Below are 21,287 nucleotides of genomic sequence, written 5' to 3'. Positions count from 1 at the left end.
GAGGTGGTCGGACGCCGCGGGACCGGTGGCCGGCGTCCTGCCCGCCCCCAAGCCGGGCAGGACGCCGCTCCCCCCTCCCCCCAGCGGTGAAACGTTCTCGTCCTGGCCAGGATTTGTAGAGCATCCGGGTTGTTCAGTGTCCTGACGTTGGACTTTGAACATCGCACTCTGAACAATGGTGGCGCTTGGGGGTGGTGGGGGTGCCACGACGCGAGAACCCGCTCGGGCCTGCCGAGGACGCGCTCACCCGCTTCGCCGCGGACCTGCGGGGGCTGCGGGAGAAGGCGGGCGCACCGACGTACCGGCAGCTGAGCGCGCTGGCGCACTACTCGGCCGCCGCGTTGTCGGAGGCGGCGGGCGGACGCAAGCTGCCGAGCCTTCCCGTCACGCTCGCCTACGTCCGCGCGTGCGACGGTGACACCGCGGCGTGGGAGCGGCGCTGGCGGGAACTTTCCGCCACACAGGCGAAGGAGTCGCAGGAGCCGGTGGCACGGCCGGGCGAGACGCCGCCGTATGCCGGGCTCGCCGCGATCGACGACCCGGCACTGTTCGCCGGCCGCGCGGAACTGGTCGCCGAGCTGACCGCGCGGGTGCGGGAACAGCGGCTCACCGCCGTGGTCGGCGCCTCGGGCAGCGGCAAGACGTCGCTGCTGCTGGCCGGTCTGCTGCCCACGCTGGCCGACCACGTGCTGATGACGCCTGGACCGCGGCCGCTGGAGGAGTGCGCGGTCCGGCTCGCGGACGTCGTCGGCGTCCCGCCCGGCCAGCTGCACCGGGAGCTGGCGCAGGCGCCGGAGAACCTGCACCTGCGGGTGCGGCAGGCGTTCGCCGACCGGCCGGACGACCTGGTCCTCGTTGTCGACCGGTTCGAGGAGGCCGCCGCCGACGAGCACTTCGTCGCGGCGCTCGTGCACGCCACGACGGCGGCGACGAGCAGGCTCCGGGTCGTGCTCGCGGTGCGCGCCGACGTCGCGGACGGCCTTCCCGCCGCCGCCCGGGACGGGCAGGTGCACGTCGGCCCGATGACCGCGGACGGCCTGCGGGAGGCCATCACCGACCCGGCCACCGCGGCGGGCTGCCGGGTCGAGACCGCCCTGCTGGTCCGGCTGATCGCCGACACCGACGGCCCCGGCACGCTCCCGTTCCTGCAGCAGGCGCTGCTGGAGGCGTGGCGGCGGCGCCGGGGCACCACGATGTCGGTCGCGAGCTACGAGGCGGCTGGCGACATCCCCCGGCTGATCGCGGACGCGGCGGAACGCGGGTACACCGCGCTCGACGCCGACGGGCAGCGGCGCGCCAGGAACCTGTTGCCCCGGCTCGCGTCGGCGGGCCGCGGGTTGCGTCGCGACGACCTGGACGCCGGGACCGCCGAAGTGCTCGACGAGCTGGTGTCGGCCAGGGTCGTGGTGGCCGACACCGACCGGTTGCGGCTCGCGGGCCGGTCGCTGGCGCAACGCTGGCCCCGGCTGCGCGAGTGGCTCGCGCAGGACGGCGACCGCCTGCGGGCGCACCGTGAGCTGGCGGAGGCCGCGGCCATGTGGGAGTCACTCGGCCGCGACCCCGGCGCGCTGTTCCGCGGGGTCCGGCTCGACACCGCGCTGGCCGCCGACGCACCCGTGCTCACCGCCGAGGAGCGGGACTTCCTGCTGGCCAGTGTGGTGGCGCGGACCGGTGAACAGCGGCGGGTCCGGCGTGTGCGTGCCGGGCTCGTGCTGCTGTCGGTGCTGGTGGTGCTGGCGACCGGGGCGCTGGCGTACGCGGTGCGGGCGGGGCAGACCGCGGACCGGCAGCGTCACGCGGCCGCGGCGCAGAGCGCGTTGCGGACGGCCGCCGAGCTGATGGACACCGACCCGGCCCTGGCGATGCAGCTCACCGTCGCCGCCAACCGGCTCGACCCGACCGCTGCCAGCAGGAACGCGGTGCTCTCGCTGTTCGCGACCCCGTACGCGGCGCGGCTCACCCGGCACACCGGCGCCGTGCACGCGGTCGCGGCCGACGGCGACGTGCTGGCCACCGCGGGCGACGACGCGACCCGGCTGTGGCGGGCAGGCGACCCGCGCCACCCGCGTGAGCTGGCGGTACTGCCGGAGAGCGCCACGTCGGTCGTGCTCGCCGACGAGGGCAGGCTCGCCGTGACCGGCACCCCGGCGTCCGCGTGGCTGTGGGACCTCACCGACCTCACGCACCCGAAGCGGATCGCGCAGGTGGGCAGGAGCAGCGGCCAGGAGCGGTCACCCGGCCAGGTCGCGCTCAGCGCCGACGGCAGGACGCTCGCACTGTCGAAGGAGAACGACGTCCGGCTCTACGACGTCACGGTCGGCGGGCGGCCCAGCAGGCTCGACACGCTGACCGGGCACACCGATCCGGTCACCTCGGTCGCGTTCCACCCGGACGGCGCGACGGTGGCGACCACCAGCGCGGACCACACGGTGCGGCTGTGGCCCACCGCCGACGGCGCGCCCGTGGTGCTGACCGGCGGCGGCACCGCGGTGAAGTTCAGCCCGGACGGCGAGTTCGTCGCGGCATCCGGCGAGGACGGGACGGTCCGGCTGTGGCGGACCGCCGACCACGTGCAGGTCGCGGACATGGTGGTGCGCGGCGGCGCGGTGCGGGACGTGGCGTTCAGCCCGGGCGGCGACCTGCTCGCCGCCACCGGCGACGACCAGGTGACGGCCGTGTGGGACATGACGGAACCGGAGCGGCCGAGGGAGGTCGCCGCGCTGACCGGGCACACGGACGCGGGCACCGGCGTCCGGTTCACGCCGGACGGCCGGACGCTGATCACGTCCAGCCGGGACCGGACCGTGCGGCTGACCGACGTCGCCGAGGTGGCGGCGGGCCGCGCGGCAGGCGACCTGCTCGCGTGGCGCGGGCCGGTACTGGCGAGCGGCGGCGACGGGCCGGTGCGGCTGTTCGACATGCGCGACCGGCACGCGCCGCGGCGCGGTGGCACCGTCGCCGGGCCCGGTCTCGCGCTGGCGCCCGGGCTGCTCGCCTCGGGTGGCCGGGTGTGGGACGTGACGGATCCGGCGCGGCCGACGTGGCGCGCGGACGCCGGGGACGCGACCGGCTCGGCACTGAGCCGCGACGGGCGGCTCCTGGTCACAACGCACGAAAACACGAACCCGCTGCTGTGGTCGCTCGCCGATCCGGACCGGCCGCCGGTGGACCTGCCCGTCAAGGGCGTGCACACGGCGGTGCTCGGCGACGGCGTCGTGGCGACGCTGGGCGACGACATCACGGTGTGGGACATCGGAGACCCGGCACACCCGGCACCGACAACGCTGCCGCCGCGGGACTGGACGGGGCTCGCACTGCGGCCGGACGGACAGGTGCTCGCGGCGGTGGCGCGCGACGGGACGGGCCGGCTGTTCGACATCGCGGATCCGGGCGCACCGAAGGTGCTCAGCGGGTTCCCGGCGGGCCCGGCCGTCGCGTTCGCGCCGGACGGGCGGACGCTCGTGACGGCCACCGGGCCCGCGCCCCGGCTGTGGGACGTGTCGGAGCCGAGGCGGCCAGAGGAGATCGCGACGCTGCGCGGCGAGCACAACCGGACGGTCGTCGCCGTCGCGTTCAGCGAGGACGGCCGGTCGTTCGCGACGGCCGCCACGGACGGGTCGTGGCACGTGTGGGACGTCGCGGTGGACGGGGTCGAGCGGCGCGTGTGCGCGGTCGTGTCACCACGGCTGGGTGCGGACGAGTGGGAGCGGTACCTGCCGGACGTGCCCTACCAGCCGGTCTGCCCGTGACGGCGCTCGGGGCTGGATCTCCCAGGGGCATGACTCCGCGCCAAGGGGGCGGTCTGGCGTAGCGCTGTGAAAGGCCCTGAAAGGCGCGTTCAGGGCGCTGAGCGCCCTGAACGGCCCATTCACGGCACTCGTGTGCCGTCAACGCGTCTTTCACGTCGGCCCCGGTGGGTGCGGGCCCGGCGCTGCGTGCGGGAACCGTCGCGAGGCCAATGGCGGCCGGGGTCGACGTCCGGTGCGGTGGGGGCGTGGGGGGGTGACGGTCAGCTACCGGACGTGGGCTTCGCCACCCGAATGCGTTGGAACCGGTTCGGTGGCCACGTGTCGATTCGGGATAACGGCAGGTCACGGGCCCGTGAGCGGAAACGTGGATTTCCTGTTAACGCAACGAATTCAGCCTATCCAGTGAATGTCCCACCTTGACCCTTGGGATAACCTCGTGTCTCGCTGCTACCGGCGCAGTGCTGAGGGTGAGCTTCGAGACGGAGGGCGGGATCCCGTGCACCCCCGGTCGGCCGGCAGCCGGTCCCCCCGAATATCGACCATAAGGTGATCATGACAGTCTCATCGCCCGTGTCGTCATCGCCGCGGCACGCGGGCCCGTGGACCTGCATCGCCGGTGTCGCCGGCTACGTCGCCGTCTCGCCCCTGATCTTCCGCGAGCTGGAGTCGCCGATCTGGGTGGTGGTGTGGCTCGCGGTCGGTGCGATCGCGATCGGAGTGGTGGCCGCCGGGGCCGCGCGCACGGCGGCGGCCGGGCGCGAGCACGTCGACGAGCTGCGCAGGCTCGACGACGAGAACCACAACCTCGCCGGGCTGGCCGAAACCCGTCGCGTGGCGCTGGAGACCCTCGTCGAGCAGCAGTTGCCAGCCATGATCGACGGGGTGGGCGCGCCGCCGCTGCCCGACCTGTCCGCCGACGACGTGTCCGCGCACGCGCTCGCACAGTCCGCCGTGCACTTCGGCAGGCTGCGGGACGACCAGCTGGCAAGACAGGACGCCGTCGCCGCGGCCGTCGTGGCGCTCGGCCGCAAGGTGCAGGCGTCCGCGCACCGCATCCAGGAGGAGGCGGCGCGGATGGTGCAGGCACACCCCACCGACCCGGACGTCCTCCACACCAGCATGCGGGTCGACCACGCCGCGGCCCAGCAGGCCCGCAACGCACAGACCCTCGCCGCGCTGTGCGGTGAGTGGCCGGGTCAGCAGTGGCACGAGGCACTGCCGCTCGCGGACGTCGTGCGCGGCGCGGCCGGCCGCATCACCGCCTACCAGCGCGTCGAGGTGTCCGGTGACCCGGCGATCGCGGTGTCGGCCCGCGTCGTCGAGCCGTTGATCCACGTCGTGGCCGAGCTGCTCGCCAACGCGACCCAGTCGTCGCCGCCCACCACGCAGGTCCTCGTGACACTGCGGCAGGTGCAGCGCGGCGCCGTGATCGAGATCGACGACGGTGGTGTCGGCCTCGACGACAAGCGCCTCGAACAGGCCCGTGAGATCGCCTCCGGCCGGCGCCCGGTCGGGCTCTCCGACCTCGGCGAGATCCCGCAGACCGGTCTGCCGGTGGTCGGCGCGTACGTGCGGCGCCACGGTTTCCGCGTGGACGTCACCGAGTCCGTCTACGGTGGCCTGCGCGCGATCGTGCTGGTGCCGACCGACCTGACCGAGGCCGTCGCCCCGTCCGGCATGATCGGCGCGGGCAGCCACGCGCTCACCCGCAGACAGGAGCGGCACGCGATCACCCCCGCGCCCCGCCGCCCGGAGCCGGAGCCGATGTGGGAGGTGGAGCGCCAGAGCGGCGAGGTCGAGCTGCCCGCGGAGCCGGACCCGTTGCCGCCACTGGTCCCCACCGGCGAGGACGACGAGACGACCGACCTGCCCGTGCTGCCGCGGCGCCGGTCCCGGCGCGGGCACGCGGTGCCGCAGCAGCCGCAGGTCGACTGGCCAGCCGAGCGGGACGTCGACGAGGCCCCCGAGCAGGCGGGCCAGTGGATGAACGCCTTCCTGTCCGGCGCGGCCGCCGCGAACGGTGACCTCGACCTGGATGACGAGAAGCACTACCAGTCCGACAAACATGACGACACAGCCGACTCGGAGGACTTTCGATGACGACCCAGCCCGTCGACAACAGCTGGATGCTGGAGTTGATCAGGACGGTGCGGGGCGTACGCCATGTCGTCGTACTCACCTCCGACGGACTGCTGAAGGTCCGCACCGACCACACGCCCGCCGACGTGGCCGACAAGCTGGCCGCCGCGTGCGCCGGGCTCACCGCCCTTGGACAGGGCATCAGCAAGGAGTTCGGCACCGGCGCCGGGCCCCGGCAGGTGATGGTGGAGTTCGACGGCGGCTACCTGTTCGTCCGTGGGGCGGGCGACGGGTCGCGGCTGGCGGTGGTGACCGAGTCGGTGATCGACCCGGCGCTCGTCGCGCAACAGATGCAGGCACAGGTACTCGTGATCGGTGAGCGCACGCTCTCGACCCCGACCCGCACCGGCTGACCCCGGGCGAACATGGACGACTACCGCGACACCCCGGTGCGGCCGTACATACTCACGTCCGGCCGGGCACACCCGTCCCGCAACACGATCAGGCCCGAGACGTTGCTGGTGGTCGACCCGGACTCGGCTCCGCCCGTATCGGCCTCCAGAGAACACCGCGCGCTGCTCGACATGTGCGGCGGCGTGCTCTCCCTCGCCGAGGCGGCCGCGCACCTGCGGCTGCCGGTGAGCCTCGTGGTCGTGATCGCGTCGGACCTCGTCGACTCCGGGCACCTGTCGATCCGTTCCGCGCCGCGCCACTCCCTGCCCTCCGCTGAACTCCTGGAGAAGGTGCTAGATGGTCTCCGCAAACTCTGACTGGACGGACGAACACCCCGAGCAACGCTATGTCGCGTCGACCGTCGCCCAGTCGGTGAAGATCCTCGTCGTCGGCGCGTTCGGGGTCGGCAAGACGACGCTGATCGGCTCGGTCTCCGAGATCGCGCCGCTGCGCACCGAGGAGACGATGACGTCCGCGAGCGTCGGCATCGACTCGCTCACCGGTCTCGACGACAAGTCGACCACCACGGTCGCCATGGACTTCGGCCGCATCACGGTGAGCCAGGAAATCGTGCTGTACCTGTTCGGCACGCCGGGACAGCGCCGGTTCTGGGACCTGTGGGAGGGGCTCGCGGAAGGCGCGGTCGGCGCGCTCGTCATCGTCGACACCCGCCGCCTCGCCGAGAGCTTCGAGGTGTTCGACCAGCTCGAAACCCGCACCGGCATGCCGTTCGCGGTGGCGGTCAACGAGTTCCCGGACGCCCCGAAGTACGAAACCGGGCAACTGCGCGAGGCGCTCGACCTCCTGCCGGAGACCCCGATCGTCGGGTGCGACGCCAGGAACAAGGAGTCCTCCGCGCACGCGCTGATCACCCTCGTCGAACACGCTCTCCACTTCCCAGCATCGCAGAAGGCACTCACGTGACGACATCAGCAACATCGCGGCACCGGCGGCGGCTGTCGGACATGACCGGTCTGACCCCGATCATCGAGACCACCAACGTCGCCGATCCCCAGGCCGGGTACCGGGAGCTGCAGGAACGCTGGGGCCCGGTCGCGCCGGTCGAGCTGGAGCCGGGCATCCCGGCGTGGCTCGTCATGGGACACCACGAGATCTGCCAGGTGGTGCGCAACGAGCAGCTGTTCTCCCGCGACCCCAACAACTGGCGGCTGTTCACCGACGGTGTGGTGGCGCCGGACTCGGGTCTCGGCCCGATGATGTTCCCGCGCGACAACGCCTACTTCGCCGACGGCGAGAAGCACCGGCGGCTGCGCGGCCCGCTCGACGACGGGCTGGAAAGCCTCGACGAGCACCGCATGGCCCGGTTCATCCGCGCCACCTGCACCGACCTGATCCGCGACTTCGAGCACCAGGGCAAGGCGGACCTGGTGGGTGACTACGCGGCCGTGGTGCCGATGCTGACGGTCGCCGGGTTCTTCGGCATCGGCCGCGACCAGGGCCACGAGCTGCGGGCCGCACTGATCGCGTTGTTCTCCTCCGCGGAGGACTCCGCGCCCGCGGCGCACAACCTGGAGCGGATCCTGTCGGCCACGATGAACGCGCGCCGCAACGTGCCGACCGACGACCTGACCACCGCGTTCCTGCGGCATCCCAACCTGCACAACGACTTCGAGATCCAGCAGTCGATCGTGCTGATGATCTCCGCGGGCTACGAGACCACCACGTCGTGGATCGCGCAGACGCTGCGGCTGATGCTCACCGACACCCGGTTCGCCGGCCGGATGCGCGGCGGCCGCCTCGGCATCGACGACGCGCTGGACGAGGTGCTGTGGCGCGACCCGCCGATGTCGAACATGCCCGCCCGCTACGCGCTCGTCGACTGCGAGCTGGCCGGTGCGCATATCGAGCGCGGGGACGCGCTCATCCTCGGGCTGTCCTCGGCGAACAACGATCCCCGCGTGCACACGGACGACTCGTGGCTGGAGGTGGGCAACCGCTCCCACCTGGCGTGGAGCGCCGGTCCGCACGCCTGTCCAGCCCAGCGGCCGGGAAGGATGATCACACGGATAGCGGTCGACACCGCTCTGCACCGGCTCCATGATGTCTCGTTGGCGATTCCGGCCGACGAGGTCATGCTGCTGCCATCACCCTGGACACGATGCCCCGCCAGCCTGCCGGTTCGCTTCACTCCGCCAGTACGCAACTCCTAGGCGCAGGAGGCATTCTGATGACCGACTCGGTCACCGCCGACGTCCCGACCATCCACCTCGACCCCATGGGTTCCGACCATCACGGGGAAGCGGCGCGGATGCGGGAGCTCGGGCCGGTCGTACGAGTCATCCTTCCCGGCGACGTGGCGGTGTGGGCCGTCACCACCCACGAGCTGCTCGCACAGCTCGTCACGAACCCGTTGGTCAGCAAGGACTGGCGCAACTGGAACAAGATCCAGAGCGGTGAGATCACCGACGAGTGGCCACTGGTCGGGATGATCAAGGTCACGAACATGGTGACCTCGGACGGCGACACCCACCAGCGGCTCCGCCGCCCGGTGACCCGCACGTTCACCCGTGGCCGGGTGGAGGACCTCCGCCCACGTCTCGAGGAGAACGTGACGCGGCTGCTGGACGCGCTGCCGTCGCACGCGTCTCCCGACGGGGTCGTCGACCTGCGGCAGCACTTCGCGTACCCGGTGCCGATGAACATGATCTGCGAGCTGTTCGCGGTGCCCGTCGAGTGGCGGCAGCGGCTGCGTGAGCTGGTGGAGAGCATCTTCCTCACGAACGTGACACCGGAGGAGGTCGTCGCGACCCAGCGCGAACGGCACGAGATGCTGAACCGGCTCGTGGAACTGCGCCGTGCGGAACGCGGCACCGACCTCACGTCCGCGCTCATCGAACTCGGCGAGCAGGGCGAGGAGACGCTGACGCAGGAGGAGCTGATCGACACGATCTGGCTGTTCCTGACCGCGGGCCACGAAACCACGCTCAGCCTGATCGTCAACGGCGTCCGCGCGCTGCTCACGCACCCGTCGCAGCGCGAGCTGGCGATGAACGGCGACGCGGCGACCTGGAACGCGGTGGTCGAGGAAACCCTGCGCTGGGACGCGCCGATCGGCAACTTCCCGGCGCGCTACCCCCTCGAAGACATCGAGATCGCCGGGGTGCCGATCGCCCGTGGTGAAGCAATCCTCGCGCCGTACAGCGGCGTCGGGCGGGACTCCGCGCACCACGGCCAGACCGCGGACCAGTTCGACATCACCCGCCCACCGACCAAACACCTCGCCTTCGGCGGCGGGCCGCACGTCTGCCTCGGCGCCCACCTCGCGCGACTGGAGGCGAACGTGGCGCTGCCGATGCTGTTCGAGCGGTATCCGGACCTGTCGCTCGCGGTGCCGGCGGAGGACCTGGTGCCGGTGCCGTCGTTCTTCTCCAACTCGGCGGCGGCACTCCCGGTCCGCCTGAGCTGAAACGTTTCGGTTCGGGTGCCTGCCGGGACCTCCCGGCGGGCACCCGCACGCAGTTGTCCACAGGCTCGCCGCGAAGGCTTGGGAATCGCGCGTTGGGGGCCGATTGCTCAGTTATGCGTAGAAGTGATCTGCTGGCGGCGAGCCGCCACGGGGTGATCAAGGTTGGGACCCTTGCCGAACTCGGCGTTTCGCAACGGACCGCACACCGCCGCTGCACACCGGGCGGCCCGTGGCAGAGGCTGCTGCCGGGAGTGGTCCTACTTGGTGACATGCCGCCGACGAGAAGGCAGCTCGTCGAAGCGGCGCTGCTCTGCGCCGGCTCCGGCTCGGTGATCAGTGGGCTCGAGGCGTGCCGACGTTTCGGTTTCCGGAACGTCCCGGCCGATCCCCGGATTCATGTGGTGGTGCCACAACGGCGCAAAGCTTTCAGCAGCCCCTTCGTCGTCGTCGAGCGGACCGGGCGGGTACCGAGGCCGGTGGTCCGGGACGGCGTACCACTCGCGCCGTTGACCAGGTCGGTTCTCGACGCGTGTCGCGGACTCGACAGCCGTGACCAGGTAGGCGCGCTGCTCACCGAGGTTGTGCAACGTCACCGGGTGGCACCCGCACTGCTGGTCGCGGAGCTGGACGCGGGTAGCCGGCGTGGCAGCGCGCTGCCACGCGAGGTGTTGCAGGACATCCTCGCCGGCGCCCGGTCGGTGGCCGAGATCGACGCGATGCGCGTGTGGGAGCGGACCGGCCTGCCGCGGCCGCTGTGGAACGCGGTACTGCGCGACAGCGACGGTGGGTTCATCGCGATCCCGGATGCCTGGTTCGGCACCGGTCTCGCGTGGGAGATCGACTCCTGCGAGTTCCACTTCCACCGCGACGACTACGCCAGGACCCTCGCCCGGAACGCCAGATACGCGGCGGCGGGCGTGCCAGTCCTGCAAACGCTGCCGAACCGCCTGCGGAGCGACCCGGACTCAGTGGCGACCGAGCTGATCGCAGCTCACAAAGCAGCGGAGTCGACCCCTAACCCACCAGTGCACGCGGCGACGAAACGAGCTTCGTGAGAGTGCCGATAGGGACGCTCGACGTCCCTATCGGCACTCTCACAACCAGAGAGAGCGGCGCTGGGACGATTGGGTGAACCGAATCGCTCGTGCGGGCAACAGGGGGCATGACCACGACACGATCGCCAGTCGGCTCCGGCGCCGCGCCGCCTGGCTCGTCCCCGGCGGACGAGCGGCTGCTCGCCGACTCCTTGCACGAGCCGGAACGGTTCTCCGGGCTGTTCGACCGGTACGCGCCGGTCGTGCACGGTTACCTGTCCCGCCGGGTGGGGACGCTGGCCGACGACCTGCTCAGCGAGACGTTCCTGCTGGCGTTCCGGGGCCGCGACGGCTACGACCCGGCGCGCGGGCCCGTGCGTGCCTGGCTGTTCGGCATCGCCACGAACCTGCTGCGCCGCCACGCACGGGACGAGGAACGCCGCTACCGGGCGTTCGGCCGGGCCGCGGCGGCGCTGGCCCCGGCGGCCAACGAGTTCGACACCAGCACGGCAAGCCGGGTCGACGCGCAGGCCCTCGTCCGCACACGGCACAACCGGTGCCGCGAAAGGCGCGTTCAGGGCGCTGAGTGCCCCGAACGCGCCTTTCAGGGCATCAAGGACCATGAGAGGCGCCAACGGAAAGAGCCTCCCCGGGCGGGCGGTGACCGCCCGGGGAGGCTCCTCTTTCCGACGTCAGAGGCGTGACGTCGGGGTGCCCACGGTCGAGTTGACGGCCGCGGTCACGATGCGGTCGCGCAGGGCGCGGGTGATGACGTCGTTCTGCACCAGCTCCTTCGTCACCGCCTTGACGTGCCGGACGAACTGGTTGTGGGTGTTCCAGTCGCCGTCCTCGTCGATGACGTCGTTGATCGTGCAGCCGTTGCCGATGTCGATGTTCGCGACCTGGCTGTCGATGTCACCGATGATCACGGTGTCGCGGACGTCCGAGTCCGGGCACACGTCCGGGCCCGGCTTCGGGCCGGACTCGACGATCGTGAACGAACCCGGCAGTTCCGCCGACACGTTCCCGGCCAGGTCCGTCGCCCGGAACAGGAACTCGTGCGTGCCCGCCGTGTTCACGACCACCGGCTCGGTGTACGCGGTCCAGGCGCCACCGTCCAGTTTGTACTCCACCGACGCGACGCCGGAACCGGTGTCCAGCGCGGAGAGGGTGATGTTCGCCGCGTCGAGGTACTGCCAGCTGGAGTTCTGGGTGCCGGACACCACCGCGGACACCGACGGCGGGGTCTCGTCGACGTCACCGGTCACGACCGTGAACGTCGCCGAGCCTTCCGCCGAGACGTTCCCGGCCTGGTCGGTCGCCCGGAACAGGACCGTGTGCGCACCGGGTGCGGAGACCTGCACCGCCTCCGTGTACGCGGTCCACGCACCGTCGTCGAGCTTGTACTCGACCGACGCAACACCGGAACCACCGTCGTTGTCGGTCGCCGCGACCGTCACCATGGCGGAGCCGACGTAGGCGCCGTTCTCGTCCTGCTCACCGACGACGTTGCCGGTCACGGTCGGGGCGGTCGTGTCCTGCTGCACCACCGTGAAGTGGGCCATGCCCTCCTCGGAGACGTTGCCCGCCTCGTCGGTGGCGCGGTAGCCCACCATGTGCATGCCGGGCGTGTTCACCGCCACCGGCGTGGTGTACGCGGTCCAGGCGCCGTCGTCCACCTTGTACTCCACCGACGCGACACCGGACTCGGCGTCCTCGGCGGAGACGGTCACCATGGCGACGTCGACGTAGTTGCCCTCGTCGTCCTGCGTGCCGGAGACCTCCGCGTCGACCGTCGGCGGCGTGGTGTCGGACGAGTCCGCCACCACCGTGAACTGCGAGGAACCCTCCGCCGAGACGTTGCCCGCCTCGTCGGTGGCCCGGTAGCCCACCGTGTGCGCACCGAGCACGGAGACCAGCACCGGCTCGGTGTACGGCGCCCACTGCGCGTCGTCCAGCTTGTACTCGGTGGTCGCCACGCCGGAGCCGCCCTCGTTGTCGGTGGCGGTGACCGTCACCGTGGCGGACTCGACGAAGTTGCCGTCGCCGTCCTGCGTGCCGGTGACGGTGGCGTCGACCGTCGGCGGTGTGGTGTCCTCGCCGCCGCCACCCTCGACGACGGTGAAGGACTCGGAGCCCTCCTCGGACACGTTGCCCGCCACGTCGGTCGCGCGGTGGGCCACGGTGTGGGCGCCGATCGCCGACACCGCCACGGGTGCGGTGTACGGGGTCCACGCGCCGTCGTCCAGTTTGTACTCGGTGGACGCGACACCCGAACCGCCGGTGTCGGTGGCGGCCAGGTTCACGGTCGCCTGGTCGACGTAGTTGCCTTCGCCGTCCTGCGTGCCGGTGATCGTGGCGGTCACGACCGGCGGCGTGGTGTCCTCGCCGCCGCCGGTGACCGTGAACTCGCCCGCCATCGTGGTGTGGCCGGGGATCGTGCAGTAGTAGCGGTACTTGCCCGGCGTCAGCGTCACGGTCGCCTCGTGGCGGCCGTTGTTGGCGTCGAACGGGTTGGCGAGGATGTTCAGGCTCACGTCGTGGTTGTAGCCAGGCGTCGACGTGTCGAACGTCAGCGTGTGCGACATGAACGTGGTGTTGCCGGTCGCCTCGCTGTTCTCGAAGACGATCGTGGTCTCGCCCGCCACCGCGGTGGTGGGGGCGGACGCGTACTCCGTCACGCTGTCGTTGCCGGTCCAGGTGAGGGTCTGTGCTGCTGCGGCCGCTGGGGCGGGTGGTGGTTCCGCTTCCGGGGAGGCGGACGCCGGTAGCGCCACCAGACCCAGAACGGCCACCGCCGCGCCTAACGCGGCGATGAAACGTCGGGACATGTCAGGAAAGTCCTCCAAGAGGGGTGGCCGGGCGGCGCGCCACGTGCTCACGCCGCCCGGCCGATCCGGCTACAGGGGTCGCACCCGGATGTTGCGGAACTCGATGAGGTCGTTGTTGCCGTGGTTCTGGAGACCGATGAAGCCCTCCGCGAACTGGCGCAGCGTGGTCGAGGGGTCACCGGCACGGGAGGATTCCAGCCCCGGTGCGTTCTCGAACTCGTTGATCACCACGCCGTTGCGGATGATCGTGTAGTGCTGGCCGACAACCCTGATCTCGTAGTCGTTCCACTGACCCTTCGGCGTGGCACCGGCTCCTGCCAGGGAGTTCGGGTCGAAGTTGTAGACCGACCCGGTCTTCTGCGGTTCGCCGGACTCACCGTCGTAGATCTGGATCTCGTGTCCACAGTAGATCGCGACCCACGCCTGCGAGGTCCGTGCGGAGCCGACCGTGCCGCAGCTGCCCGGCGGGCGCTGGGCCAGCGGCGTGCGCGGATCCGGGAAGCGGACGAACAGCCCGCTGTTGGCCCGGAAACCGTCCGGTGCGATGTCCTTGAACTGCAGCTTCACCGAGAAGTCCTGGTAGGAGTTCTTGGCGTACCACAGCATTCCGAGGCCACCGCTGGGTCGCAGTGACCCGTCCGGCTGGATCGAGAACTCGCCAGACGGCGCCATCGCCCAGTTGCGGAACGACGCCTCCGTGCCGTCGAAGATCGCGTCGTAGCCGTACTGACCGGGGTTGCCGATCACCGACGCCTTCGCGGCCTGGTTCAGCTTCGTCTGCTGGTTCTTGTTGATGATGCCGAGCTGCTTGAGGTTCCTCGACACCGTCTGGACGTGGTTGACGAAGCCCGCGTGCGAGGCCCACGTGCTCTCGTCGTCGATCATGTCGTCGATCTTGCAGCCGCCACCGGTGTTCTTGTTGTTCACCGTGGTGTCGACGGCGTCCTCACCGGGGCCGAACTTGACCGTGGTGGTCGGGTCCGACACCGAGCAGCCCACGTTCACCGCGGTCCGCGAGACCACCACTTCGCCATCCGCGTAGGTCGTGGTCAGCTTGGCGGTGTACGGGCCGGTGCGGGTGTAGGTGTGCTTCGGGTTGGCCTCCGTGGAGATGGTGCCGTCGCCGAACTCCCAGCGGTAGGACACGCCGCCGGACTTCGAGCCGTTGAACTGGTAGGTCAGCGGCTTGTTCTGCACCGCGACGTTCGACGCGGCCGGCGTCGGGGTCGCGGCCCCGCCGACGTAGCTGATCTTGATCAGCTTCTGGTTGGGAGCGACGGTGAAGAAGCCGCTGCCGTAGTCCAGCATGTACAGCGCGCCGTCCGGACCGAACTTGGCGTCCATCCAGCTCTGCAGCCTGTCGTCGCCGCCACCGGGCTGGATGATCTGCCGCAGCGTCTCGGCGAACACCGGCGGCTGCGCCGTCGGCACCCCGGCCGGGTCCACCGTCACGGCGATCCGGTTCTGCGGGTTGGTCTGGTCACCGATGAACCACTTGTCATCCCAGTACTCCGGCCACGCGACACCGCTGTTGGTGTTGACGCGGTCGTAGTGGTACGTCGGGCCGGACATGACCGCCTGGCCGCCACCACGCAGGTAGGGCTGGGTGTAGGTCGCGTCCGCGGCGACGTAGGTCGGGATGTTGCTGTTCGGGCGGTTCGGGAAGATCGGACCGCCACCGTCCGGCGAGTACCAGATCATGTTGTTCTTCACCGGCGGCAGGTTGACCAGACCCGTGTTGCGCGGCGAGGTGTTGATCGGGTTGTCGCAGTCGTACCAGCCCGTGAGGACGGCCGCGTCGCTGCTGCTGCGGTCGCGGTAGGGCTGCTTGTTGCCCATGCAGTACGGCCAGCCGTGGTTGCCGGGCTCGGTGATGATCGTCGCCGTCTCGTACTTCGCCGGGCCGAGCTCCGGGCTCGGCGACGACGCGTCCGGTCCGACCCACGCGGTGGTCACCCAGTTGTGCTCCGGGTCGACCTGCAGGCGCGCCGGGTTGCGGACGCCCATCACGTAGATCTCGGGCCGCGTCTTGTCCGCGGTGTCGTTCGCCTCGGGGAACAGGTTCCCCTCGGGGATCGAGGCGGTGCCGTCGGCCTCCGGGTGGATCCGCAGGATCTTGCCGTTCAGGTCGTTGGTGTTACCCGAGGTGCGGCGAGCGTCCTGGAAGGACACACCCTTGTACTCCTGCGTCCAGTTGTTGCCGGAGTACCCGTTCGAGCCCTGCGACGAGTTGCTGTCGCCGGTGGAGACGAACAGGTTGCCGTCCTTGTCGAACGCCATGCCACCGCCGACGTGGCAGCAGCTGTGGATCTGCGTGTCCCATGACAGCAGGTCCTTGCGGGTCGCCTGGTCGATCGTGCCCGCGGACCTGTCGAACGTGAAGCGCGAGATGGTGCGCTTGCCGATCCGGGCGTCCCGGTCGATCGACTCGTGCGGCATCCAGTAGACGTAGATCCAGCCGTTGTCCGAGAAGGCAGGGTCGAGCGTGATGCCGACCAGGCCCTCCTCGTTCTTGACCAGCTCGCCACCGCTGCCGCGGTTGCCCATCACGACGAGGGTGGTGGCGAGCTTCGCCTTCTTCGTCGCCGGGTCCCACACGTGGATCGTGCCGCAGCCCTTGCCGATGTCCGGGTTGGTCCAGTCGTTGGGCTGGGGCACCACGTTGTTCGCGCACGCGCCGCGGCCGATGTAGAAGACCTTGCCGTCCGGCGCGATCGTCAGGCCGTGCGGCTCGCCGATCTGGTCGAGCTGGCCCGCCGCGTTGCCGGCGTTGAGCTTCTCGATCTTGTAGTTGGCCGCGATGGTCGCCTTGCAGTCACCGCGCACCATGCCGGTGGTCCACTTCAGCGCGCCGAGGAGGTGGCTGCGGAACGCCTCCTCGCCGTAGCTCGCCTCGGTGCGGCCCATGCCGGTGTAGAAGGAGCGGCCACCCTCGTAGTCACGGCACCACGAGATCGGGTGGAACGCGCCGTTCGCGCCCGTGCCTGGGTTGTAGGTGTTCTCCCTGACCTGGGCGATCGTGTGCACCTGGCCGATCGGGTTCTCGTCCCAGTTGAGGAAGCGGTCGGTCCGCTTCCAGGTCATGCCGAGGCCCTCGTTGGCCGGGTGGTGCCGGTCGACGACGTCGATCGTCGCCTCCTGGACCGCGGGCTCCGGCGGTGGCGGGAGCTCCGAGTCGTCGGCCACGAGGTCCCAGTCCGCGAGCTGCGTGGCGGACTCACCGGAGTTCGCGGTGATGTTCAGCCGGTAGTGCGCGTACTCGGTGGTGTTGGTGAACGTGAACTCGCGCTTCTGGAACCGCTCCGGGAAGTCCTCGTCGGTGCGGGTGTCCAGGTCGGTCCACGTGGAACCGTCGTTGGAGCCCTGCAGCGTCCAGCTCTTCGGGTCGCGGCCGTCGAAGTCGTTGGCCGAGGTCAGCGAGTAGCTCGACACCGCGAACGGCGCCGCAAGCTCGTAGGCGATCCACGCCGTCCGGCTGAACGCGAGCCACTTCGTGCTCGAGTCCCCGTCGATCAGCTTGTCCTTGCCCTCGTTCGGGGCGTTCTCACCGCTCGCGGTGACCACCGAGACGAGCCGGGAGCCGACCGGGCGGGCACCGATGAGGCCGGTGAACCAGGTCGAGTTCTCCTGCGCGCGTGCCGCGTCGGACACGCCGAGGAAGCCGCCGCCGGACTTCATGTAGCTCTGGAGCGCGGCTTCCTGCTCGTTGTTCAGCGCGAGGCCCTGCGCCGACAGGTAGACCACACCCCGGTACTTCGCCAGGTTCGCGGCGTTGAAGACGGCCGGGTCGGACGACGCGGTCACCCCGATGCCATTCGCCGAGGCCAGGCTGGTGATCGCGTCCGTGGCACGGACGACCGGGTCCTTCTGCTCCGCGGCGGCGCCGCGGAACACGAGGATGTTGATCGGGACGTTCGCCGCCGGTGCCGCCGCGGCAGGTGCCGGTACTGCCGCGACTGTGCTGATGAGAGAAGCACCGAGAGCAAGCGCTGCCCCGAGCGCCGTGTATCCGCGGGCTCGTCGCCTTCGCGACCAGCCGATAGAGCTTCTTCGCCCCATGGTCGGGCTGTCCTTTCTCTGCACTTACCTGTGACCGCCGTGCGGTGGCTGTGTGGACGGCTTGGCCTTCTTGACCTTTTTCGCGGACGGGTTGTCCGGCGCGATCGGCGCGATGCCGTCGTGCGGACCCGTGGGCACAGGGGTCATGCCCATGGCCTTCATGTCCATCGCCGCGTGCTCGTGGCCGTGGAAGCGGTCGATGGCCTCCTGCGCGCCGGGCGGCATGCTGCCGTCCGGGTTGCGGACGAGGAAGATGCCCGCCATCCCGGTGTCGGAGTGGCTCTGGACGTGGCAGTGGTACATCCACGCACCGGGGCCGACACCCTCACCGGCGATGACCTGGAACCCGAAGGAACTGCCCGGGTCCAGGTTCTTGTTGTCGAGGATCGGGGACGAGTCGCTCGCGCTCGCCAGCATGCCGGTGCGGGTGTCCGCCCAGCGGTGTGCGTGCAGGTGGAAGGTGTGCAGCAGGTTCCCGTGCCCGATGCAGATCCACTCGACCCGCTCACCCTGGTTCGCCTCGAACATGGGGGTGTCCGGGGCGACCTTGTTGTTGACGGTCTGTTCGTTGAAGACGACCGTGTACTGCCGGTCCGGCAGCAGGTCGCCGCGCTTGCGGACGATCAGGCCGCCGTACAGGCCACGCATGAGCCCGCCGGTGCCGTGGTCGCCGCCCATCGCGTGGTCGTGGTAGTGCCAGAAGCCCGCACTGCCCGGCATGTAGACGCCGTCCCGCTGGTAGGTGGTGCGGGTGCGCCAGGTGTAGACGCGGGTCTCACGGGGGTTGTTGAACGACCCGTTGAACGGCGCGCCGTCCGAGTCGGTGTCGTAGTTGACGCCGTGCGGGTGGATCGACAGGCGCTGGTCGGTGTTGTTGACCAGCTCGATCTCCAGTGTGTCGCCCTCGTAGATCTCCAGCAGCGGGCCGGGGATCGTCGGCTTGCCCGGTTCGAGGGCGTAGCCGACGAGGTTGGAGCCGGGCAGTTGCTCGGCGTAGAGGGTGATCTGGCGGGTCTGGCCTGCCGCGGCCGCTGACGCGGACCCGGCGCCGGCCGCCGCGGACACCGCGGCGACGCCGCTGGCCGCCACGGCGGGGGCGAGCACACCCGCCGCCGCGGCGCCGGCGAGCATCGATCGACGCGAGAGCGTCGGTCGGCCGTCTCTGTCCATTGTGGAACTCCGTTCATGGGCACGGGAATGAGCGGTCACGCGGACCGCTCGGGTTTGCTGCTGGGATGTGGAGACGCGGCGCGACACACCGATGGCACATGGATGACGTCCGTTGTCACGCTGCCTCGCCTTTCGACCCGGTGTGGCTGCCGGGCGTCCCTCTTGTGGCGTGGACATAGCCGCTTCCGACTAAACGACTCGAACTTATGTCGATCGTCGACGAAAGTTAAGGCCCAAATGGCCTAACGAAGTGGCCAGTTATTGGCGGATGATCATGATCGACCATGGTTACGCAGCGTGTTAGTACACCGGGTTGCCGAATTTGCCCCTCGTGTCCGAAGCTGCCAAGCGCGGTCCACCAGCGGACGCGGGCCATCGACGAAGAGGCTCCGGGACACCGGTCCTGCCGTGAACGCGGCCCTGCCCAGGCACCCTGGCGGCGGCGCACGTCGACCACCGGTGGGGCTCACTGCCATCAGTGGGGAGTGGTCGTGGCTTCGATGCCGTGAAAGGCGCGTTCAGGGCGCTGGGCGCCCTGAACGGCCCATTCACGGCACTGGGCACCCGACCCGCGAAGCGGGGCCTGCCCGCGCGATCAGGCCTCCGCCACCGACCGACGGGCGGACTCGGCGTCCGGCGCCGCCAGTGCCAGCTCGGCCAACCGCTGGCAGTCCGCCAGTGTCCGTCCCGCCAGCGCCGCGCGGACGGCGGCCACGGACGGCGCCGACATCGACAGCGTCGTCATCCCCATCCCGGCGTACACGCACGCCAGCAGCGGATCGCCGGCCGACTCGCCGCACACACCGACCGGTTTGCCCAGCTCCCGGCCGGCGGCCGCGACCGTCGCCACCAGCTCCAGCACCGCGGGCTGCCACGGGTCGAGCAGGTCGGCGAGTTCGCCGTTCATGCGGTCGGCGGCCATCGTGTACTGGCTCAGGTCGTTGGTGCCCAGCGACACGAAGTCGACGGCGGCGAGGATCTGCCGTGCCTTCAACGCCGCGGCGGGCACCTCGATCATCACGCCTGCCGTCGGCAGGCCCGCCTCGTGGACGAGCGCCGCGAACTCCGCCGCCTCCGCCGCGGTGGCGACCATGGGGGCCATCACCCACACGTCGGCGTCGGTGGTGGCGGCGGCGCGGGACACCGCCGTCAGCTGTTCGGCGAGCACCGTCGGGTCCACCCTGGACGTGCGCAGCCCCCGGATGCCCAGCGCCGGGTTCTCCTCGTCGGCCAGACCCAGGAACGGCAACGGCTTGTCCGCACCGGCGTCGAGGGTCCGCAGCACCACCTTCCGGTCCCCCGCCGCCTCGAACAGCTCCCGGTAGGCCGTCTCCTGCTCGGCCACCGAGGGTGCAGCCGTGCGGCCGAGGAACAGGAACTCCGTGCGGAACAGGCCGACGCCCTCGCCGTCGGGTACCAGGTCCTTGGCGCCGCCGACGTTGAGCAGCAGCGGCACCGCCGAACCGTCCGCCGTGCGGCCCGGCCCGGTGAGCGATGCGTTGCGTTCGCGTTCCGCCTGCCCGGCCGCGACGATCGCCGGGACCTGCGCCTCGGTCACCGTCGCGACCGCACCCGTCGTGCCGTCCACGGACACGGTCGTCCCGTCCGGCACCTCCTGGATGCCCGCACAGCCGACGACCGCGGGCAGTCCCTTGGCACGGGCCAGGATCGCCGTGTGGCTCGTCGGCCCGCCCCGGCGGGTGACGATCGCGAGGACCGTGTCGTCCAGCAGCGCCGTGTCCGCCGGGGACAGGTCGTCGGCCACCAGCACGTACGGCACGCCGGGCCTGGGCAGGCCGGGCATCGGCACGTCCAGCAGCCACGCGACCGCGCGGTCCCGCAGGTCCGCCAGGTCGGCGGCGCGTTCGGCGAAGTACCCGCCAAGCGCGGCGAACGTCTCCTGCTGTTCGGCGATCGCGTCCGTGATCGCCCACGCGGCGGGCCGTCCGGCACCGATCTTCGCCGCGACCGCGTCGGCGAGCGTCATGTCCGCGGCCATCATCGCCTGTGTGGCGAGGACTTCCGCGGCCGGACCGGTGACCCGCGCGGCCAGCTCGTCGAGTGACGTGGCGACGAACTGGAGCGCCTTCGCCGCCCGCTCCGCCTCGTCGGGCCCGGGTTCTGGCACCTCGGCGGGCAGGACAGGCGGGGCACCCAACGCGTGTACGGGGCCCGCCGTGCGTCCCGGGCTGACGCCGATGCCGTGCAGGTCAGGCATCGAGATCCTGCTCCAGCACCTCGGCCATCGCCGCGAGGGCGGCGTCCGCGCCGTCGCCGTCCGCGGCGATGGTGACCGTGTCACCGCCGTGCGCGCCGAGCGAGAGCACCGCGATGATGCTCCGCGCGTCGACCGGCGGCTTCTCCGCCGTGCCGATGCGCACGGTCACCGACTGGGCCTGCGCGGTCTTCACGACGATCGCCGCCGGCCTGCCGTGCAGGCCGATCCGCGACCCGACAACAACGTCCCTCTCGGGCATGCGTCCTC

Annotated in this window: 15 protein-coding genes; 9 read left to right on the top strand and 6 right to left on the bottom strand. The window is 70.9% G+C overall.

From position 1 onward, the window contains the following. Positions 1-200 precede the first annotated feature (200 nt). The 7 genes from ACFPCV_RS31780 (at position 201) to ACFPCV_RS31750 (ending at position 9,708) form a co-directional block, all read left to right on the top strand. Positions 201-3,749: an nSTAND1 domain-containing NTPase gene (locus ACFPCV_RS31780; protein WP_378060332.1), complete on the top strand. Its 3,549-nt coding sequence runs from the start codon at positions 201-203 to the stop codon at positions 3,747-3,749. A gap of 552 nt (positions 3,750-4,301) precedes the next feature. Then, positions 4,302-5,849: an ATP-binding protein gene (locus tag ACFPCV_RS31775; protein WP_378060330.1), complete on the top strand. Its 1,548-nt coding sequence runs from the start codon at positions 4,302-4,304 to the stop codon at positions 5,847-5,849. Continuing rightward, complete coding sequence (locus ACFPCV_RS31770) at positions 5,846-6,241, top strand: roadblock/LC7 domain-containing protein (protein ID WP_378060328.1); 396 nt, start codon at positions 5,846-5,848, stop codon at positions 6,239-6,241. Before ACFPCV_RS31775 ends, ACFPCV_RS31770 begins: the two co-directional genes overlap by 4 nt. A 12-nt stretch (positions 6,242-6,253) precedes the next feature. After that, a complete protein-coding gene (locus ACFPCV_RS31765) occupies positions 6,254-6,598 on the top strand; it encodes a DUF742 domain-containing protein (RefSeq protein WP_378060326.1) in 345 nt (114 codons plus the stop codon). Beyond that, a complete protein-coding gene (locus ACFPCV_RS31760; protein ID WP_378060324.1) occupies positions 6,579-7,205 on the top strand; it encodes a GTP-binding protein in 627 nt (208 codons plus the stop codon). The genes ACFPCV_RS31765 and ACFPCV_RS31760 overlap by 20 nt, the downstream gene beginning before the upstream one ends. Before the next feature lie 41 nt (positions 7,206-7,246). After that, the gene (locus tag ACFPCV_RS31755; RefSeq protein ID WP_378060321.1) at positions 7,247-8,452 is read left to right on the top strand and encodes a cytochrome P450; all 1,206 of its coding nucleotides are present in this window, start codon (positions 7,247-7,249) and stop codon (positions 8,450-8,452) included. Between the two features lie 17 nt (positions 8,453-8,469). Then, positions 8,470-9,708 (top strand): cytochrome P450 family protein, encoded by a 1,239-nt coding sequence (locus ACFPCV_RS31750; protein WP_378060319.1) that lies wholly within the window; start codon positions 8,470-8,472, stop codon positions 9,706-9,708. Positions 9,709-9,965: 257 nt separating this feature from the next. Here ACFPCV_RS31750 and ACFPCV_RS31745 read toward each other — a convergent pair whose 3' ends face one another. After that, positions 9,966-10,301, bottom strand: a complete 336-nt coding sequence (locus ACFPCV_RS31745; protein ID WP_378060317.1) for a hypothetical protein — start codon at positions 10,299-10,301, stop codon at positions 9,966-9,968. A 3-nt stretch (positions 10,302-10,304) separates the two neighbouring features. Here ACFPCV_RS31745 and ACFPCV_RS31740 point away from each other — a divergent pair, with 3 nt between their 5' ends. Then, positions 10,305-10,763 carry a hypothetical protein gene (locus tag ACFPCV_RS31740; RefSeq protein WP_378060315.1) on the top strand — a complete coding sequence of 153 codons (459 nt, stop codon included), beginning with the start codon at positions 10,305-10,307 and terminating at the stop codon, positions 10,761-10,763. Positions 10,764-10,870: 107 nt separating this feature from the next. Continuing rightward, the gene (locus ACFPCV_RS31735) at positions 10,871-11,446 is read left to right on the top strand and encodes an RNA polymerase sigma factor (RefSeq protein WP_378060313.1); all 576 of its coding nucleotides are present in this window, start codon (positions 10,871-10,873) and stop codon (positions 11,444-11,446) included. Here the strand turns inward: ACFPCV_RS31735 and ACFPCV_RS31730 are convergent. The 5 genes from ACFPCV_RS31730 to ACFPCV_RS31710 form a co-directional block, all read right to left on the bottom strand. Further along, the gene (locus tag ACFPCV_RS31730; protein ID WP_378060311.1) at positions 11,435-13,573 is read right to left on the bottom strand and encodes an OmpL47-type beta-barrel domain-containing protein; all 2,139 of its coding nucleotides are present in this window, start codon (positions 13,571-13,573) and stop codon (positions 11,435-11,437) included. The two genes, ACFPCV_RS31735 and ACFPCV_RS31730, sit on opposite strands and share 12 nt — an antisense overlap. Before the next feature lie 69 nt (positions 13,574-13,642). Next, positions 13,643-17,632 (bottom strand): ThuA domain-containing protein, encoded by a 3,990-nt coding sequence (locus ACFPCV_RS31725; RefSeq protein ID WP_378060309.1) that lies wholly within the window; start codon positions 17,630-17,632, stop codon positions 13,643-13,645. Between the two features lie 24 nt (positions 17,633-17,656). Continuing rightward, the gene (locus tag ACFPCV_RS31720) at positions 17,657-18,763 is read right to left on the bottom strand and encodes a multicopper oxidase domain-containing protein (RefSeq protein WP_378060307.1); all 1,107 of its coding nucleotides are present in this window, start codon (positions 18,761-18,763) and stop codon (positions 17,657-17,659) included. A 634-nt stretch (positions 18,764-19,397) separates the two neighbouring features. Further along, the gene (gene ptsP, locus ACFPCV_RS31715) at positions 19,398-21,020 is read right to left on the bottom strand and encodes a phosphoenolpyruvate--protein phosphotransferase (RefSeq protein WP_378060305.1); all 1,623 of its coding nucleotides are present in this window, start codon (positions 21,018-21,020) and stop codon (positions 19,398-19,400) included. Beyond that, positions 21,013-21,279, bottom strand: a complete 267-nt coding sequence (locus ACFPCV_RS31710; RefSeq protein ID WP_378060303.1) for an HPr family phosphocarrier protein — start codon at positions 21,277-21,279, stop codon at positions 21,013-21,015. The genes ptsP and ACFPCV_RS31710 overlap by 8 nt, the downstream gene beginning before the upstream one ends. Positions 21,280-21,287 lie beyond the last annotated feature (8 nt).

Source organism: Actinophytocola glycyrrhizae (genome assembly GCF_042653545.1).
Lineage (GTDB): Bacteria > Actinomycetota > Actinomycetes > Mycobacteriales > Pseudonocardiaceae > Actinophytocola > Actinophytocola glycyrrhizae.
The sequence above is the reverse complement of the archived record's forward strand: the minus strand, read 5'-3'. Positions and strand labels throughout refer to the sequence as shown.

Bases quoted from the DNA above. Each gene is read 5' to 3' on its own strand.
- ACFPCV_RS31775 (WP_378060330.1), top strand. From the start codon at position 4,302: ATGACAGTCTCATCGCCCGTGTCGTCATCGCCGCGGCACGCGGGCCCG.
- ACFPCV_RS31770 (WP_378060328.1), top strand. From the start codon at position 5,846: ATGACGACCCAGCCCGTCGACAACAGCTGGATGCTGGAGTTGATCAGG.
- ACFPCV_RS31765 (WP_378060326.1), top strand. From the start codon at position 6,254: ATGGACGACTACCGCGACACCCCGGTGCGGCCGTACATACTCACGTCC.
- ACFPCV_RS31760 (WP_378060324.1), top strand. From the start codon at position 6,579: ATGGTCTCCGCAAACTCTGACTGGACGGACGAACACCCCGAGCAACGC.
- ACFPCV_RS31755 (WP_378060321.1), top strand. From the start codon at position 7,247: ATGACCGGTCTGACCCCGATCATCGAGACCACCAACGTCGCCGATCCC.
- ACFPCV_RS31750 (WP_378060319.1), top strand. From the start codon at position 8,470: ATGACCGACTCGGTCACCGCCGACGTCCCGACCATCCACCTCGACCCC.
- ACFPCV_RS31735 (WP_378060313.1), top strand. From the start codon at position 10,871: ATGACCACGACACGATCGCCAGTCGGCTCCGGCGCCGCGCCGCCTGGC.
- ACFPCV_RS31730 (WP_378060311.1), bottom strand. From the start codon at position 13,573: ATGTCCCGACGTTTCATCGCCGCGTTAGGCGCGGCGGTGGCCGTTCTG.
- ACFPCV_RS31725 (WP_378060309.1), bottom strand. From the start codon at position 17,632: ATGGGGCGAAGAAGCTCTATCGGCTGGTCGCGAAGGCGACGAGCCCGC.
- ACFPCV_RS31720 (WP_378060307.1), bottom strand. From the start codon at position 18,763: ATGCTCGCCGGCGCCGCGGCGGCGGGTGTGCTCGCCCCCGCCGTGGCG.
- ptsP (WP_378060305.1), bottom strand. From the start codon at position 21,020: ATGCCTGACCTGCACGGCATCGGCGTCAGCCCGGGACGCACGGCGGGC.
- ACFPCV_RS31710 (WP_378060303.1), bottom strand. From the start codon at position 21,279: ATGCCCGAGAGGGACGTTGTTGTCGGGTCGCGGATCGGCCTGCACGGC.